This is a genomic window from Dyella sedimenti (assembly GCF_022760995.1).
Taxonomy (GTDB): domain Bacteria; phylum Pseudomonadota; class Gammaproteobacteria; order Xanthomonadales; family Rhodanobacteraceae; genus Dyella; species Dyella sedimenti.
On record NZ_JAKWJO010000001.1, the window covers coordinates 336,221 to 352,684 of the forward strand.

13 protein-coding genes are annotated in these 16,464 nt (G+C 58.6%); all 13 read right to left on the minus strand.

What is annotated here, in order from left to right; genetic code table 11:
• Positions 1 to 6: 6 nt before the first annotated feature.
• Positions 7 to 1,857, minus strand: a complete 1,851-nt coding sequence (locus MJ605_RS01545) for a methyltransferase domain-containing protein (RefSeq protein WP_243039095.1) — start codon at positions 1,855 to 1,857, stop codon at positions 7 to 9.
• A 1-nt stretch (position 1,858) separates the two neighbouring features.
• Entirely contained in the window at positions 1,859 to 2,803 is a 945-nt protein-coding gene (locus tag MJ605_RS01550) for a glycosyltransferase family protein (protein ID WP_243039096.1), read from the minus strand.
• On the minus strand, positions 2,800 to 3,882 hold the full coding sequence (locus MJ605_RS01555) for an NAD-dependent epimerase/dehydratase family protein (protein WP_243039097.1): 1,083 nt from the start codon (positions 3,880 to 3,882) through the stop codon (positions 2,800 to 2,802). The genes MJ605_RS01550 and MJ605_RS01555 overlap by 4 nt, the downstream gene beginning before the upstream one ends.
• The gene (locus MJ605_RS01560; RefSeq protein WP_243039098.1) at positions 3,879 to 4,940 is read right to left on the minus strand and encodes an acyltransferase family protein; all 1,062 of its coding nucleotides are present in this window, start codon (positions 4,938 to 4,940) and stop codon (positions 3,879 to 3,881) included. The genes MJ605_RS01555 and MJ605_RS01560 overlap by 4 nt, the downstream gene beginning before the upstream one ends.
• Before the next feature lie 155 nt (positions 4,941 to 5,095).
• Complete coding sequence (locus MJ605_RS01565; protein WP_243039099.1) at positions 5,096 to 6,727, minus strand: glycosyltransferase family 39 protein; 1,632 nt, start codon at positions 6,725 to 6,727, stop codon at positions 5,096 to 5,098.
• Between the two features lie 256 nt (positions 6,728 to 6,983).
• Positions 6,984 to 8,309, minus strand: coding sequence for a UDP-glucose dehydrogenase family protein (locus tag MJ605_RS01570; RefSeq protein ID WP_243039100.1), 1,326 nt, complete (start codon positions 8,307 to 8,309; stop codon positions 6,984 to 6,986).
• A 206-nt stretch (positions 8,310 to 8,515) separates the two neighbouring features.
• Positions 8,516 to 9,130, minus strand: coding sequence for a hypothetical protein (locus tag MJ605_RS01575; protein ID WP_243039101.1), 615 nt, complete (start codon positions 9,128 to 9,130; stop codon positions 8,516 to 8,518).
• Entirely contained in the window at positions 9,112 to 9,513 is a 402-nt protein-coding gene (locus MJ605_RS01580; RefSeq protein WP_243039102.1) for a GtrA family protein, read from the minus strand. The genes MJ605_RS01575 and MJ605_RS01580 overlap by 19 nt, the downstream gene beginning before the upstream one ends.
• Positions 9,494 to 10,450 (minus strand): glycosyltransferase, encoded by a 957-nt coding sequence (locus MJ605_RS01585; protein ID WP_243039103.1) that lies wholly within the window; start codon positions 10,448 to 10,450, stop codon positions 9,494 to 9,496. The genes MJ605_RS01580 and MJ605_RS01585 overlap by 20 nt, the downstream gene beginning before the upstream one ends.
• Before the next feature lie 6 nt (positions 10,451 to 10,456).
• A complete protein-coding gene (locus MJ605_RS01590) occupies positions 10,457 to 11,395 on the minus strand; it encodes a UDP-glucuronic acid decarboxylase family protein (protein WP_243039104.1) in 939 nt (312 codons plus the stop codon).
• 300 nt (positions 11,396 to 11,695) lie between these two features.
• Positions 11,696 to 12,640 carry an electron transfer flavoprotein subunit alpha/FixB family protein gene (locus tag MJ605_RS01595; RefSeq protein WP_243039105.1) on the minus strand — a complete coding sequence of 315 codons (945 nt, stop codon included), beginning with the start codon at positions 12,638 to 12,640 and terminating at the stop codon, positions 11,696 to 11,698.
• Positions 12,641 to 12,720: 80 nt separating this feature from the next.
• A complete protein-coding gene (locus tag MJ605_RS01600; RefSeq protein WP_243039106.1) occupies positions 12,721 to 13,467 on the minus strand; it encodes an electron transfer flavoprotein subunit beta/FixA family protein in 747 nt (248 codons plus the stop codon).
• 154 nt (positions 13,468 to 13,621) lie between these two features.
• A complete protein-coding gene (locus MJ605_RS01605) occupies positions 13,622 to 16,462 on the minus strand; it encodes a rhamnan synthesis F family protein (protein ID WP_345779506.1) in 2,841 nt (946 codons plus the stop codon).
• Positions 16,463 to 16,464 lie beyond the last annotated feature (2 nt).

Here is a 16,464-nt window from a genome sequence, read left to right on the forward strand (position 1 = left end):
AGTGAATCAGCGCCCCGTTTGCTTCTTTACCCATTGTCCGAAGCGCCAGCTTCGCGAAGTCCGAATTTGAGCGATGTAATTCTCTAGCTGGGGTGCCTGCATTGCCCAAAGCATGGGGTAACTGAATCGCCTTCCTCTTAGCCACGCCGCCAAACGCAACGGCGCGCCAATCAGCCACGTCCTGCTGCGAAGCATGATGTGAATCTGCTCGCGAAGCGCGTTCTCGTAGCGCGTGCTGTCGAGCTCCGGATCCGGAGCGTGTCCTACTCGTCCACGGTGATTTCTATTCCAGTCATCGACAAGATAACGAAGCCGCGTCGCGCTGCCGCTATCAAGAAGCAATGGTTTCGCATCTAGCTTGCGCCAAATCGCAAAATGGTTGTTCCGCCATTCGTCCTGCGAGTGGACGGTGTAGGAAGACGCTGCATTGTCCCACTTGCGATAGATCGACGTGATCTCCTTGTCACTGGCCACCCCGCAGACCTCGGCGGTGCGCATGAGGAAGTCCCAGTCTTCGGTCGTAGTCAACGACTCGTCGAACCGAATGCGCAAATCGGCAAAGCACGCGCGGGGAAATGCCAGTGATACTGGTGGGGTCGAGTTCTCGACAAGATGCTGGAAGAAATCGAATTCGAACGGAAAGCAGGCCTCCGGTGAGCCAACGGACCGCACCGTCTTGGAGCCGTGCGTCGTATGCACAGGCTGCCAAAGCTGCGCCACGTTGCCAAGCCGAAGTACGCGCCCTGGATTTGCTGCCGCGACCGCTTCGAACTTCTCCACCCAATGACCGAGGACGATGTCGTCGTCGTCCAAGATGGCAACGTAGTCGCCTCGGGCGGCTTCGAAGCCAACATTCAGCGGCCTTGTCCTGTTGCCATCATCGACGGAGATCAAGCGAATGCGTGCCTTGAACTCCGCATGGGTGTCATCGATTACCCGCTCGACCGCTAGTTTCGCTTCGGGCGAAAGCTTATGGCCGATGATGCATACTTCAAAGTCCTGGGACGACTGCGCCGACAGGCACAGCAATACGTCCCTCAGGGTGTCCAGCCGCGTGCCCTGCGTCCGCGTAATGACTGACAGGAAGGGCGGCTTGCTTTCAGATTCCCGGCTGTTTGGTGCTTCGCCCTGAATGGCCGGGCCAGGGAGGTACAAGCCGACGAACTGGTTGACTTTCGCGCAGTCATCCACCTGATTGCGCAATCCAATGAGCAAGTCGTGCAGCGGAGTCGCCTCCGCGAGAGCGGGATGCAAATTCGGGAAATGCTGATCGCTCTTGGCCGCGAATACGTACTTGGTTGACACAAGATGCCACCCCGCGCCGCGCATGAGCTCGCGTACCGAGGTCTCGGTAAAAAAGCGCAAATGGGTGATGTCGAGCAGTCCGGTGTCCGTGTAATCCCACTTGCCGAAGGCGAGCTTCGCGCCGACGTCGCGATGGGCAACGTTGGGTACGGACATGACCAAGGGGGCGCTATGCTCAATCGCGATCCGTCGCAACATCGAAACGACGGCGTCCGGATTCAAGACATGCTCGAGGGTGTCGATAATTGAAAGCGACGCCACATGTCTCCCGTCGATGGTGGTGCGGATGATCCGCTCTGCAGCATCGATGTCGGAAAGATCGATGCGCTCAGTCCGAAAACCACGTTCCACCAAAGACCCGAGTGCTTGCTCGTCAAGATCGAAGCCGATGTACTCACGCCCCAATTGGTCGCGGATATGCTCGGCTATCCGGCCGTAGCTACAGCCGATGTCGAGATGTACCCCGTTGTGAGCACCAGAGTGCTCAAGCAGCAAGGATAGGGTGTGGCCGTACACATTGTCGCGGTGGAACGGATTGTCGTAAGTGTTCATATCAGAGCGCGTAGCGGTGCTTCGTGTAGTGATCGCCCAGGAACTCGGCCACTCGGCCTTCCGGATCGATGGGAGTAGGGAGCCTGTTGCTGGCTTTTCGCTCAGCGTATTCAGCCGCGGCGCGTTTGAGATGGGGCGTATCTGACTCGCTGAAGCTCTTGAACAACTTCTCTGCGATATCGGGGCGAGAGTACTTATGCGCCATGATCAAGGCAGCTTCTGCCGAGTAGTATTGCTCTGAAGCGGTGGGCGCCCATTGCCCATTCTTACTCAGCCGTTTGTCGTGGAAGACTACAGCCGACGGCTGATAGATGACCTGGTAACCAGCCAGGCGAGCGCGCCAGGAAAAATCGACGTCATCGCAATAGAGAAAGAACGACTCGTTGTCGAAACCGTTGAGTTCGCGAAGCACCTTGATGGGAATCAACGCGCAGGCCGTTGTCGCCCACGACGTCTCGCCGCTGCTCCTGTCATATTCTTTGGGATGCTCGATAGGTAGCTGACGAGCTTCAACCATGCCCACGCGCGGGTTGCTCGTAGGGCGCAAAAGCTCAATGAGCGTGTCGGGAGCCAGCATTACATCCGGATTCATGATGAGGATGGCGTCAAGCTCGACACCTTCGCGGGCTTTTGATTCTGCGTCATCGATGAGGGTGTTGTGCCCCTTGGCTGACCCTAGATTGCCATCAAAGTGCACATAGTCGACGCTGCGCAATGCGGGCGAATTGGCGCGGACCCTATCAAGAAAGTCGGAGGACAAGACGGGCGAAGGAGAGCTGTCGCCGTATGTCAGAGATACCGAAGCCGCCGCGCCACCCGAGATGGCGAGGTCGGCCGCGCGGTTGAGGTGAGCTACGGTCTGTTCGATTCGCTCGGGATCATTTCCGTACAGAACCGAATGAACACGAAGATGCCTAATGTTGTGATTTGCTTTTTTCGCGTTCATAGCGCAGGCAGTTCCTCGGGGCGTTCATCGATCCAGGTGCAGAGCTTTTGAATGCCGGTGTGAACGTCAACCTGTGGCATCCAGTTCATCTGGGAGCGTGCAATATCGATTGTGCATGCCGCGTGGCGCACATCGCCATTGCGGTACTGGCCAGTCACGTGGGGGGCGGGGGCACCGTAGATAGAGGCAATGATCTCGGCCAACTCCCGGATCGAGAGAGACTCGCCCGTTCCGATATCTGCAAGCACCCCGGTGTGGTGTTCCTGCGTGGCAGCCACGATTGCAGCGGCGACGTCCGTAATGAAAACGAAGTCGCGGCGCATCTCACCGTCTTCGTACAACGGGATGCTCTTCCCCGCTTTGGCCAGACGGGCGAAGAGCGACACAATCCCCGTATAGGGGTTCGTCAGGGACTGGCCTGGACCGTAGACATTCTGAAGGCGAAGAATATTGAGTGACACACCGAAGGACTGCGCCCAGGATTCAAGGATGTGCTCCTGCGCGAGCTTCGTGGAACCATAGACGCTCGTTGGCCGGGTCTCAGTCTTGTTCGCCGAAAACGGGAGGCTGGTTAAGCCGGGGAAGTCCCAAGTACCACTCGAGAGCATTGCAGCTGAGCGCTGCCCGGGATAGGTGATGCCGCCGGTCTCGGATTCCCAGGCGCCCTCGCCATACACCGCTCGGCTGCTTGAGAGCACAATTCGCTGAGGGATCAGTTGATGGCGAGCGAATGCGTCAAGCATCTGAGTAGTGCCAACAACATTTACGAGCGCATGCCGATTGGCCTCAGTCAGCGACTGTCCCGTGCCCGTTTCCGCCGCTAGGTGGACGACAACGTTGGGGCGATGCGTTGCGAGCACGTTGTCCCACGTGGACACCTCGGTAACGTCAGCCTTAATCAGCTCGACCGATGAGTGAAGCGCGACGGGCCGAGCGCCGCTCTTGTGCACTTGGGGATGAAGACTGTCTACGGCTACGACGTGATCAAAGCGCGCGCCGAGCTCCGCTGATATGGCGCAGCCAATGAAGCCGGCTCCTCCGGTAACCAGGCAAACTGAAGGGGGCTTACTCGCGCTCATGAACTACTCTCCATCAGTGAAAAATTTTCTTTGTACAAGCTTTTCTTGGGCTTCAATGAAAGCATGGGCTTCTCGACGAAATGCCAAGAGAGCACGGCAAGTGCGACCGTTGGCGGTAAGCTGAGCAACGTGTTTCCCCAGGGGCCAAGTCGACCATGGCTCAGGGCATCTACAATTTGTTGGAAAAGAAATCCGTAGAGGTAAATTCCGTAGGAAAAATCACCGAAGTGCCCGGCTTGTGACAATAGTTTGTTGGAGGCAAGCGCAAGCGCGAGCGTGACGTAAGGCACCAACAGGTAAAGTGAGACTTCGGCCGCAATGCGGGAACTGGGTTGTATCAAGGCAAATGCAATAACGAGAAAGAGCCCAAAGCCTGGCTCCAGGTACTTTTCCAGCCTGAGGTGACGGGCTGTTGCACCAAGAAAAAAGAACGGTGCGACATCAAGCAGGCTGATGAGGTCGGTACCGTAGAAAACCGGGTGCTTCTGCGGTTGATCCACGCGGACGAACCAGATGCTCGTGGCGCATAGTAGTAACGTGAAAGCAGGGAACAGAGCGCGCAAGCGGGTCTTCTGCTGGAGGATCCAGATCACCGGTAGCAGCAAGTACATGGAAAACTCGACCGGCAGGCTCCACAGTGACCCGTTGACTGCTACTGGGTACTGGTTGCTTCCGAACACCCCGGGGAGATCGTATACCGGGTAGAGGAAGGCATTTGCCATGTAGAAGTATGTATGGCGATATCCGAAATACTGGAGTACCGGAATTTCAGTAAGCAGCGGGCCAGCGATAAATATCGTCAGCAAGCAGATCACGATCAGTGCTGGGAAAATCCTAAGGGCACGCTTTCTCAGATAGGCAAGCCAATTGGGTTGCAGGTCCCAGCTCGTGTAAATCAGATAGCCACTTATGACGAAGAAAATCTTTACGGCGGTAGCTTGAACGGAATTGCCGAGCAACCCCAGGTCGGGGGATGCCGTCAATGGATGGGCATGTCCGAAGATGACCGCCGAAGCAGCGATTAATCTTAGCGCATCAAAATTGTTCGCTCGCTGCATTGTTGTCCTTCGCATTGGTGTCAATGGAGCCAGTGGTTGCTGGATTGACGCATATCGCCGTCATTTGGACGATGATGTGCGCAAGCCTACGTTCACTAAGTATACCGTCCCGGCGTATGGCGGGCATCTGACGGGCGGCGCCCCCTTGCTGTCAGCTAGTTCTTTGGATTGTCCTTGCGCAGCTCACAAAGGAAATTTTTGAACAAGAACGTTGGGCCTTCCACCGAAAAGCAGTTGGCTGGCTGGACTGGGCTCAAGTTCTGTTCGCGCAGATAACGCTGTTCGATGTCCCCGTTGATGTCCTTCGCAAAGGCAAAGATAGGCCTCTGCGCCGAATGAATAACATCTGAAATTGCTTTCTGGAACTTGAGATTCCGCGTCGGGGAGCTCAGATTGGAATACGGCTTCACCACGGTAACTCCCTCTCCCAGGAGGGGGGAGAGGTAACCAAGCGGGGGATCGGTGGCCACAAGGTTAATGACCACAGTGCCCGCCTGCATGGCGGGAAACTTTTCCGGAAAATAAGGGCCGCCATTGAATCTGGCCTTGCCAAGATTTTGTGAATAAGTAAAGAGCAAGGGGAGCAGGATCAAATATCTAAGCATGCTGACCTTGCGCTCCGGTAAACCCTCCGGTGAAATAAAGTGGAAAATGAGAACGCCTACAAAAAGCTCCAGGCCAATGGCATAGCGATAATACGAGAAGAAATGTATCCAAAGGCACAATTGCAGCACAAAGCAGATAATTACCGCGTTTTCGATCGATTGCCTGCCTTGCTCTTTATCTTGTTTTGCGCTGTTCGTTCCGCGTCTGATCAGTAGATACAGGCTAAGGCCGATTCCGATGAGAATACGAGGGTCGCGCACTCGCGAGTCACCGTAACGGGCTTCCCTCTTTGCAGCCAGTCGGAATGGCGTTACCAGCGCTTCCTTCAAATTTTTCGGAAGAAAGCGAGTGTCGCTCCAATTCGAATCCTCGATGTAGGTCGAGTGGAAGACACCATTGAAATATGGAAAAAGCGGGTTGCCATATTTATGCAGAAGAACGATGCCCCATGGAGCCGCAAAAGCAATGAAGGCAACGGCACCGGTGCATCCAGCGACGAAGCAGATGCGAATGTAATTGCGGGATCGGCAGGTCCAGAGCGCGAATGGAAATACCGCGGAAATAGCGATAGCCATGGGTATGGCGGTCATCTTGAGGGCGCAAGCCGCTCCGAGGATTGGCCCGCAGGCGTACAGCCACTTCGAGAACTGGCGTTGCTTGATGGTTCTCAGTATCAGATAGAACACGGCAATGCATAGGGCGCTTACAGGCCACTCACCAGACGTCGTTCCAAGCTGGCACCAGCCGGCTGCGCCTGTTATGGCGGCGGCGACGGCAACGATTCGGGCTACAAGTATCCGGTGAGAAGTCTTATCGCCTGCAAATAGGCCGGTTATTTTCCAGAGAAAGAAGCCCGCAATGGCAGAGGGAATACCCATGGCAAAGCCGATGAAGTAATCCGGCAGGCCCGCACTGACGGCAAAGTAAAAGGGAAGCTCGAGCAGTGGATTATGGAAACCCTGCAAGTTGGCCGCGAGTACGTCGATATTGATGCGGTTGTGGAGAAATTCCCATGCATTGTAATAATGGTAGTTCCTTAGGTCCCAGCTATAGTCCTTACCAAGGCAAATACTTGCCGCGCCGCAGATAACGACGAAGATGACTAATACTGTGAAGTGAACAAGGAATGTCCGTGAGCCAAGGGCGTCGGATTGTGCCTTGTTTCTGCTGAAGGTGTTCATTCCGTCGACACTCCGTTGTTCTGATTTCGAGCCGGCGCTCTTTCGTCAATCAAGTGCGTATCTGGCGCTCTCATTTCGACAAGATGAGAATAGGGAACATGCCAGTCTGGTAGATCATATAGCGTCGTTACGACCAGAGGCCCCCTGAGGCGCCACGAGCATGAGCGATGCATCGCTCATGCTCGTCGTGGCGGGTATTTTGTGTCAGGGTTTCCTATAGTCGTTTGAGCGCGACGGAAGGCATCGACAGCCTTCGTTATGGTCTTCTGCCGATGGAGTGGTATTCGATGCCATGCTTGCTCACTTCCTGCGGGTCATACAGGTTTCGACCATCAAAAATGACGGGCGCCTTGAGGAGTGTCTTGAGCTGCGTGAAGTCGGGGCTCCGGAATTCCTTCCACTCCGTGACAATGACGAGGGCATCGGCATCCTTAAGGGTTTCATCGGCCCGTGCGGCCAACTGCAAGCCGCTGGTGTCGCCGTAGATGCGACGCGCCTCATCGGCGGCGACAGGATCATAGGCAGAAACCGTTGCTCCCCGAGCCAGCAACTCGGCAATCAGTACGCGGCTGGTAGCCTCCCGCATGTCATCCGTGTTGGGTTTGAAAGCCAGGCCCCACAGCGCGAAATGCCGGCCCGAAAGATCCGCGCCGAAGCGCCTGCATATCTTTTGAGTCAATGCGCGCTTCTGAGCGTCGTTGGCTTCTTCAACTGCCTTCAATACTTTCAGGCCTTGGCCGGCATCTTCGCCGGACTTGATCAGTGCTTTGACGTCCTTGGGGAAACATGAGCCGCCGTAGCCGCATCCAGCGTAGAGAAAGTGGTACCCGATGCGTGGGTCGGAGCCTATGCCTTGGCGGACCAGTTCGATGTCCGCTCCAAGTTTTTCAGCAAGCAGGGCGAGTTCATTCATGAATGAGATTCGCGTGGCAAGCATCGCGTTGGCGGCGTATTTGGTCAGCTCCGCTGAACGCACATCCATGATTACCAGCTTGTCGTGATTGCGCTGGAAGGGTGCGTAGAGCGACTTCATCAGGCGAATGCTGTGAGCGTCGTTTGCCCCCACGACGATCCGGTCGGGCTTCATGAAATCCTCGATCGCCGAACCCTCCTTGAGAAACTCCGGGTTCGATACGACCGAGTATTCAATCTGCACATCTCGCTTGGCGAGTTCTTCGGCGATGGTGGCCTGTACTTTGTCGGCAGTGCCGACGGGAACGGTGCTCTTGTCTATCACAAGCTTGTACTCGGTCATCCGCCGGCCGATGTTCCGAGCAGCTTCCAGCACGTACTGAAGGTCGGCCGAGCCGTCTTCATCCGGAGGGGTGCCGACAGCGATGAACTGGGCAACACCGTAGGCTACGGCCTTGTCGATATCCGTCGTGAAATGAAGGCGACCTGCCGCCACGTTCGAGGTGATGACCTTGTCGAGTCCCGGCTCGTGAATGGGGACGCCACCTTCTTGCAGAATCCTGATTTTTTCAGGATTGACGTCCAGGCAAAGAACGTCGTTTCCCATTTCGGCAAGACAGGCGCCTGTCACCAAGCCCACATATCCAGTTCCAACAACCGTGATCTTCATTTGCGCATTACCTTCAGGCCGTGCGTTTGGCCATGTTTTGTGATGAGCGAGGGGCACCCGATGCAGGCTTGAAAGGGCCTGGCAGGTACCTCCTGGCAAACCGGGCAGGCGCGCGTCCGGTATGCTTCACGCGCATAATGCCTTTCGCCCTCGACATCGTGTGGTGGCGAAGCGGCCTGCGCCGCCCCATTGTGGCGGTTCAGTGACTACTGCCCGCAACGGTAGTCGACGTCAGTCGTGCTTTGGCGGAACGGATCGGTCAGTGCGTCGGAGTACTGGCCCATCAGCAACCGATGCTTCGGAAGTAGGTTGTTGCGGAAGAATCGGCTGATGTGCGCCAGCCGGCGCCCCTTATTGGTTAGCAGGACACAGCCGTCGTGAATGACGATAGTGCCCGACTGAAGCTGTTCGGTGAGGCGCACGTCCACTAGGTGGTGCTCTTTGACGTACTCTTTCGTAAACACGTCCTCGAAAGCATTTTCCCGGATTCCCCCGCCGCGTTGTTCAAGCTTCTCCAGTATGTAAAAGCTCAACGAGCGATCAAGGACGGTAGGGACAGAGATCGCGTAGCTGTAACCCAGCAAGAGCCAGATGACGATCAGCTGAAGCTTTTCCACGGGACTGAGCACGCGGAACCACGGGACGAGCCACAACAGGACGCTGCAGAGTGCGGTTGCGATGACGCCATCGAGAATAGCGCTGTAGAAAACCACGTTCACCTGCAGGTAGAGCGAATGGATCACGTACATGGCCAGCAGCACGGCTACGAAGATGGCGGTGACTGCGACGATGCGTCCGATTTTTATCGCTTGAATACCCAATGCTTCCCTCCGAAATAACTGCAAACCATCTGCAGGAACGTGCCGATAAGGAAACCGGCGCGGTAGTCGAGCTTGGCAACGTCCGTCCAGATGAACAACACACCTGCCTGCATGAGCGCTAGTATTGCGTACAGTAACCAGAATCGCGCCAGTTGGTGCCAGACCGATTCGGTGGTGCCGGGGAAGACGAAATATCGACTGCCCAGGAAGGACGCTGTGATGCCTGCCATCGCCGCTATGAAGTTGGCTATACCAGCCGAAGGAATATGAGCCAGATGAATGCAGGCGCTAAGGACGCCATAGCTTACGCAAGTCGCAGTCAATCCGTTGATGACATAGCGAATCGGCTGCGGCCTGAGCAGGTTAGAAATCGCGGTTGCCATGGGGTGTTGCGAGCACTTGGTCTACAAGGAGACGATAGTCCAGCGGCAGCACGGTGCTGCCGCGGGTTATGCCTGTGAGCATGAGCGTCATCAGAGTGATGGCGCCTGTCTGGAGGAAAACCAGCAACATGAGTCCCAGCGCTACTGAGAACCAGCCAGGCGTCGCATAACCCATCGCCTTGAGCACAATAGCCAGGGCGCTCCCCAAAAGTGACAGCACGGCAACTACAGCGCATGCGATGCCTACGCGGACAAGTACGTCTTCCGCGAAGATCATCAGGCCCTTGAAGCCATGCAGGGCCAGGCCAACGAAATTCATCTTGCTCTTGCCCGCGTATCGCGGGCCGCGATCCAGGGCGCAGGTACGCCAGCGCAGGCGCGACATCAGTACCGTGCCTGCGACATGCGTCGCCAGCTCACCCATGGATGCCAAGCGGCGCACGGCTATGCCGTTCATGGCCATGAAATTGCCGAAGCTGATCTTGCGGCCCGTGAGTAGCTCAAACAGCCATTTGTAAACGACGTAGAACGCCTTGAACCGAAGCGTTTCCACGCGGCTCCTTCGCTGTGCAACAACAACGTCTACTTCGGCGCTATCAAGATCGGCTAGCAGGCTCTCGATGGTCTCAGGCATGTCTTCGCCATCGGAGTCCATGACCACTACGCGGTCGATGTCGCTGAATTTTTCGGCTACATACGCGAGTCCCACGGCAATCGCGCGCTGATGGCCAACATTGCGCTTCAGGCGTATCACCGTGCCATTCAGGTTGACTGCAAGCATGCCCTGCAATGTGAGCGGCTGGCGTACCGAGCCGTCGTCGACTGCCACGACATGGATTTCCCGGCCGTAGGATTTTGCCAGCTCAGAGAAAAGAATGGTTGATGCCTCGGTGTCTTCGAACACCGGCGTAATGACGATGAGATTGCGATGAAGCATGCTCGATCACGCCCCGAGACGCTTGCGAAAGTAAGCCACGGTCTCTTTCAGGCCTTCATCAAGCGGGACCTTGGGGGTCCAGTCAAGCTTGGCTTTCGCCTGCGTGATGTCAGGCTGTCGCTGCTTAGGATCGTCGCTGGGTAGTGGCATATGGGTAATCTTTGACTTCCCGCCGACCAAGGCAATGACTTTTTCGGCTAGCTCGAGCATGGTGAACTCGCCTGGGTTGCCGATATTGATCGGCCCCGTGATGTCGGGCGCGCTGTCCATGAGGCGGCGCATGCCTTCGATCAGGTCGTCGACATAGCAGAAGCTGCGCGTCTGCGTACCATCGCCGTAGATCGTGATTGGCTCCCCCTTTAGCGCTTGCACGATAAAGTTGCTAACGACCCGGCCGTCGTTTGGATGCATGCGGGGACCATAGGTATTGAAGATGCGCATGACTTTGATCTCCAACTGGTGCTGACGCCAATAGTCGAAGAACAGAGTCTCGGCGCAGCGCTTGCCTTCGTCGTAGCAACTGCGGATGCCCACGGGATTGGTGCGGCCCCAATAGGACTCGGGCTGCGGATGCACTTCCGGGTCGCCGTATACCTCTGACGTCGATGCCTGCAAAATGCGTGCATGCGTACGCTTGGCGAGACCGAGCATATTGATTGCGCCGTGGACGCTGGTCTTCGTGGTCTGCACTGGGTCGTGCTGGTAGTGGATTGGCGACGCCGGGCAAGCGAGGTTATAGATCTGCTTGACTTCTACATACAGTGGAAACGTGACGTCATGTCGTACCAGCTCAAAGGAGGGATGCCCGATCAAATGGCGGATGTTGTCCTTCGAGCCAGTGAAGAAATTGTCCACGCAAAGGACGTCGTGGCCGGCTTCGATGAGACGGTCGCAAAGGTGGGAACCTAGAAAGCCCGCGCCGCCGGTTACCAGAATCTGGCTCAAAATATTCTCCCTGACTCATAGTTGACGGCCATAGGGGCCACGGACGACGCACAAGCGCCCGTGACCATATGGCCACAGATTATCTGTGGGATAATGCGATCCCGCATCGCTAGGTGGTGATGATTCCCGCCCTGTAATCCCCGCCGATGTTACTTGACACGTGCCATCGGCGCACTATGGCCCTGATCTTGACCAACCGCCATCGAGTACTACCTGATGAGGCGGGCAACTTGCGCAGCATGAGAGACGGCGTCAGCTGGGCTGGCACATTCTAATCACATCGCCGGTTCGCGATAACGCTCAGGCCAATGCCTGTTCCATCTCAGGGATGATCTTGAACAGATCCCCCACCAGCCCGATATCGGCCACCTCAAAGATCGGCGCCTCGCCGTCCTTGTTGATGGCCACGATGGTGCCCGCATCCTTGATACCCGTCAGGTGCTGGATGGCGCCGGAGATACCGATGGCCATGTACAGCTCCGGGGCGATGATCTTGCCCGTTTGTCCCACCTGCAGGTCGCTCGGTACGTAGCCGGCATCGACGGCGGCGCGCGAGGCGCCCACGGCGGCGCCGATCTTGTCGGCGAACTTGAAGATGATGTCGAAGTTCTCCTTAGACCCGACGCCACGGCCACCGGAGACCACCTTGCTGGCGCTCTGCAAATCCGGGCGGTCGCTCTTGCCCGATTGCAGCTCGACGAAGCGGGTATGTGAGGGCAGGGTTACGTCCACCGACAGGGCTTCGACCGGGGCATTGTTGGCGCCCGTCGCCGCGGCAGGCCAGGAGGCCGTGCGGATGGTGGCGACGATGGTGGTGTTGGGATCGGCTTCGACCGTGATGATCGCGTTGCCGGCGTAGATCGGACGCTTGAAGGTGTGGGCGCCTTCCACGCTCATCACGTCACTGACCTGCGCCACGCCGAGCAGGGCGGCCACGCGCGGCAGCACGTCCTTGCCGAACGTGGTCGACGGCGCGAACACGTGGCTGTAGCCGGTGGCGGCCTTGGCGATCTGCGGGGCCAGCACGGCGGCCAGCGGATGCGCGTTCTCGGCGCGGGCGACGGTGAGCACGCGGCTCACGCCTTCGATCTTGGCGGCGTCGGCGGCGATGGCGTCGACGTTGTCGGCCAGCACCAGCACGTCGATGGCTTCGGGCTTGATGGCCGCGGCGGCGCTCACGGCGCGCGCGGTGGAGGAATTCAGCTTGCCGCCGAGGTGTTCGGCGATGACGAGGATCTTGGTCATGGGTGTTCCCTCAGACGTGAGACAGGAAGGCTTTTACTGAAAAGTCCGGCCATGGATGGCCGGGTTTTGATCAGGGACGATCACAAAAGCCCCTTCTGCTTCAACGCAGCGACCAGTTCGGCTGCATCCTTCACCATCACGCCCTTGCTGCGCTTGGCCGGCGCGGCGTAGTGCGTGGTCTTCAGGTGGTCATTGGCTTCGACGCCCAGCGAGCCGAACTCGATGGTGTCGATCGGCTTGGACTTGGCCTTCATAATGTCCGGCAGCTTGATGAAGCGCGGCTCGTTGAGGCGCAGGTCGGTGGTGATCACGGCCGGCAGTTCGGCTTCGATCACTTCCAGGCCGGCATCGACTTCGCGGGTCACCGTGGCCTTGCCGTCGGCGATCTCGACCTTGCTGGCGAAGGTGGCCTGCGGGCGGTCCCATAGCGCGGCCAGCATCTGGCCTGTCTGGTTGGCGTCGTCGTCGATGGCCTGCTTGCCGAGGATGACCAGGCCCGGCTGTTCCTTCTCGATCAGCTTCTGGAAGATGCGGGCCGCGGTGAGGGGCTGCACGGCATCAGTGGTCACCACGTGGATGGCGCGGTTGGCGCCCATGGCGAGACCGTTGCGCAGGTGCGCCGTCAGGTCGGCCGGGCCGATGCCCACCACCACGACCTCTTCGGCCACGCCCTTTTCACGCAGGCGCAGGGCTTCTTCCAGGGCGATGTCGTCGAACGGGTTGGCGGAGAGCTTCACGCCATCCGTCACCACGCCGGTGCCATCGGGTTTCACCTGGATGCGGACGTTGTAGTCCACGACACGCTTGTAGCCAACCAAGATTTTCATCAGCGATTCCTTGAGTTGCCGACGCCCGCGGGGCGCTTGAACGTTTGTTTGAACGACCATTCTAACCAGATTGGGGTCACCATGCGGGCGCGCATGGTGACCGATACCGTGCCCATCGTGGCTTCCCCAGTCTCGATTCCGTTGATATCGGCCGCTATTTGACGGGCGGAATTGTGACTACCTGCCCGCGACCGGTATAAGCGTCATCGACCTCCAGCGCCTGGCTCCATGCGCCCAGCTGCCATCGCCCTTGCCCCACACAGCGAAGGGGCTCCTGTACGGCGAGCGGATCGAAATCTGCCTCCAGGGCATGTTCGCCTAAGACGTCCAGCAAGTCGTCCATGTACTGCTCCGCGCCCCGTTGCACTTGGGCGATATGCGGCCAGCGCTGCCCGTGTGCCGGGTCATCGCGGTGACGCGCAACCAGCTCGTCTCCATGCTGCTCGAAGTGGGAGAACTGAGGAGAGGGTGAGGTAAGCAGGGATTCGAGCAACAGATGGTGTCGCGTCACAGGAGAGCTGTCCTCGCCACGGCGCGCGTCACCAAAGCGGGCGTCAGCCCACGACTCGCCGGTGACTACCGCATCGATGCCCTGCGCGACAGCAAAATAGGCGCCACCGATGGTCTGGCCGGTGATACGCGAGAGCTGCGACTGGATGGTGCCGACGTATCCCACGTCGGCCACGATCGGCCGATCGGCGGCCTGCACTTGGCGATGCCAGTATTCGAGATAGGCATCGCGCTCGCGTCGCGCGATGTCTTGAAGGGTCGACGCCACGGGTTGCAGGCGCGTGACCAGTTCGCTAGCCATTTCCGGCAAGTAGACTTCGCCCTCCAGGGCTGCCTTGCCCAGCGCCTCCTGAGCGGCGTCGGCCACGGCGCGACCCAGGCGGGAGTCCAGCAGTCCGAAGAAAGAGCCTGTATAGGGCTTGCGGAATACGGCGAGCAGATCGTCCATGGCGCGAATCGACGGCGTGTTCACGCCCCGACGGGACACCAGAAGATAACGGCCATCGACACCGGCGAGAGCCGGCACGCGCGGCTGCATGCGCTGATAGAGACGATGCAGCAAATAGCCTTCGCGGCTCAAGAAGAGGATTTTTTTCGAATCGCGCTGCAGCGCGGTGCGCGAGAGCCACACGAGGTAGTCCGCCAGCAGCGGACCGAGAACGGTGTAGCCCAGTGTTTCCGCGCGTTCGATCTGCACGATACGCGCGAACCATTCGGGGTTCTGGTCGCCACACTGCGCAAAATGATTGGCGATCAGTCCACGCCAAAGTTCGTCGGCCCACTGGCCACGTTGGGTCGGAAGCGGTCGAAGGGCACGCAAGCCCGGTACGACTTCCAGGTAAGCGGCAGGCCGCAAGACGTGTACCGGGAACAGCATGCCTGCATGTAATGGTCGCATGACATCGGCGTGTTCGTTGTCGCCCACGTGCAGCCAGCGCTTCGGGTCCGCGTGTTCGGTAGCGACCAGGGCACGCCATCCTTCGTCGGTGTCCTTGCGCCAGCCCGTGTCGCAGGAGACGTAGAGCTTGCTGAGCGAGTGGTTCACGCTGGCCGGCAGAAGAGAACGCAGATCCTTCTGTCCGATATACATATCGGAAACGCCGAGCACGGTGCGGCGACCATCGGAAGCCAACGACTCCAGCGTCGCAACGACTTCACGCCGTGGCTTCAGCAAGGTCTGCTCGGTAGACAACTCCAGTGCCTGGATGGCATCTGCGACGCCACTCGCCAAGCCGGTGTCTTCCTGCAGGGTTGCATAGACGGTGCCCAGGTCGACGTCTTTGCCGGCGCGCGCACGCGCCTTGGCTTCGGCTTGCGTGCGGAGTCGGCCAAAATTTTCCAGACCATGACGTTTCTGCACGAGCAGGGAAAGGAAGTCGCGCGACCCGTGGGCCGTGAGGAACGGCCGGACGACCAGCGTGTCGAATACGTCGAACGACACCCACTGGGCGCCGGTGGCGAAATAGTCGATCTTCTGGCGCAACGGCGCATCGAAGTAGAGCTGCCGGTTGCGTTCGCCCTCCGGCATCAGTGCCGGGCTGCCATCGGAAGGAAGCACGCCCACGAACAGGCCCTGATGGCGGGTGACCAGGCAAAGCAGGCGCTCCACCGCATGTTGCAGCGTGCCGTCGATCTGTCCCTGTTCGGGCGGAAACGATTCGGTGCGAAGACCAAGCTCAAACAGGGGACGCAGCGCTTGCGTGCGCGCCCAGAACATCGAACCTGCGGGAAAGTCGAGATACTCGCCCGCATCGATGTCAAAGCCCATGCGCTCGGCCAGTGAGCGGCCCCATTGGGAGTTGCTCAGCCATGTATGTCCCCACAACGGGACATTGGCGAAGCTTTCCGGATACACCATGCCCAGGCCGGGGTTGGCCTGGAACATGCCAAAAATCCACGATACGCGTTCGAGCGATCCAAGCAGCGAGCCAAACAGATGGTTCCGCCACTCGGCCTGATCCCGGCCGCCGTAAAGTGATTTCTTGGTATGCACGTGGCATACGAGATCCAGCGCCAGGACTTCTTCGCGGAACGCCACCAGGAACGGGGCAATGTCGCGCCCGCGATTGGGGACGATGCGCAGATGCAACTGCTGGAGACGCGGGAGTGCGTTCAGGCGCGCCTGAGCCTTCTCCCGGGCGGCTTCGTCCACCACCGACACCATCAGCGTGTAGGGCAGGGGCATATTGGCCAAATATTGCGCCAACTCGTCCAGCAGATCGGGATAAAAGACATGCGCCATTACGCCGATCCTGGCGTCCACCGCCGCAAGGGGCGCCGCGGCGCGCAGGTTCATGGCTTGAGGCGCGGGCAGTGGATCATTGCGCTTGTGCGCCGCACGAAGGCGCCACAGCAGGCCACGAACGCCCAGCGCGCGCGTGACGCGGAAGCTTCGCGCCACGATCGAGCGAATGCCAGCCATGCCCCCACCATGCCGCTGGATGGCATCGCGAAGAAAAGCCGAGAGCGTGGCGAGCGAGGGCACGG

Excerpts from the sequence above, each read along its gene's own strand:
- MJ605_RS01545 (WP_243039095.1), bottom strand. The coding sequence starts at position 1,857 with ATGAACACTTACGACAATCCGTTCCACCGCGACAATGTGTACGGCCAC.
- MJ605_RS01550 (WP_243039096.1), bottom strand. The coding sequence starts at position 2,803 with ATGAACGCGAAAAAAGCAAATCACAACATTAGGCATCTTCGTGTTCAT.
- MJ605_RS01555 (WP_243039097.1), bottom strand. The coding sequence starts at position 3,882 with ATGAGCGCGAGTAAGCCCCCTTCAGTTTGCCTGGTTACCGGAGGAGCC.
- MJ605_RS01560 (WP_243039098.1), bottom strand. The coding sequence starts at position 4,940 with ATGCAGCGAGCGAACAATTTTGATGCGCTAAGATTAATCGCTGCTTCG.
- MJ605_RS01565 (WP_243039099.1), bottom strand. The coding sequence starts at position 6,727 with ATGAACACCTTCAGCAGAAACAAGGCACAATCCGACGCCCTTGGCTCA.
- MJ605_RS01570 (WP_243039100.1), bottom strand. The coding sequence starts at position 8,309 with ATGAAGATCACGGTTGTTGGAACTGGATATGTGGGCTTGGTGACAGGC.
- MJ605_RS01580 (WP_243039102.1), bottom strand. The coding sequence starts at position 9,513 with ATGGCAACCGCGATTTCTAACCTGCTCAGGCCGCAGCCGATTCGCTAT.
- MJ605_RS01585 (WP_243039103.1), bottom strand. The coding sequence starts at position 10,450 with ATGCTTCATCGCAATCTCATCGTCATTACGCCGGTGTTCGAAGACACC.
- MJ605_RS01595 (WP_243039105.1), bottom strand. The coding sequence starts at position 12,640 with ATGACCAAGATCCTCGTCATCGCCGAACACCTCGGCGGCAAGCTGAAT.
- MJ605_RS01600 (WP_243039106.1), bottom strand. The coding sequence starts at position 13,467 with ATGAAAATCTTGGTTGGCTACAAGCGTGTCGTGGACTACAACGTCCGC.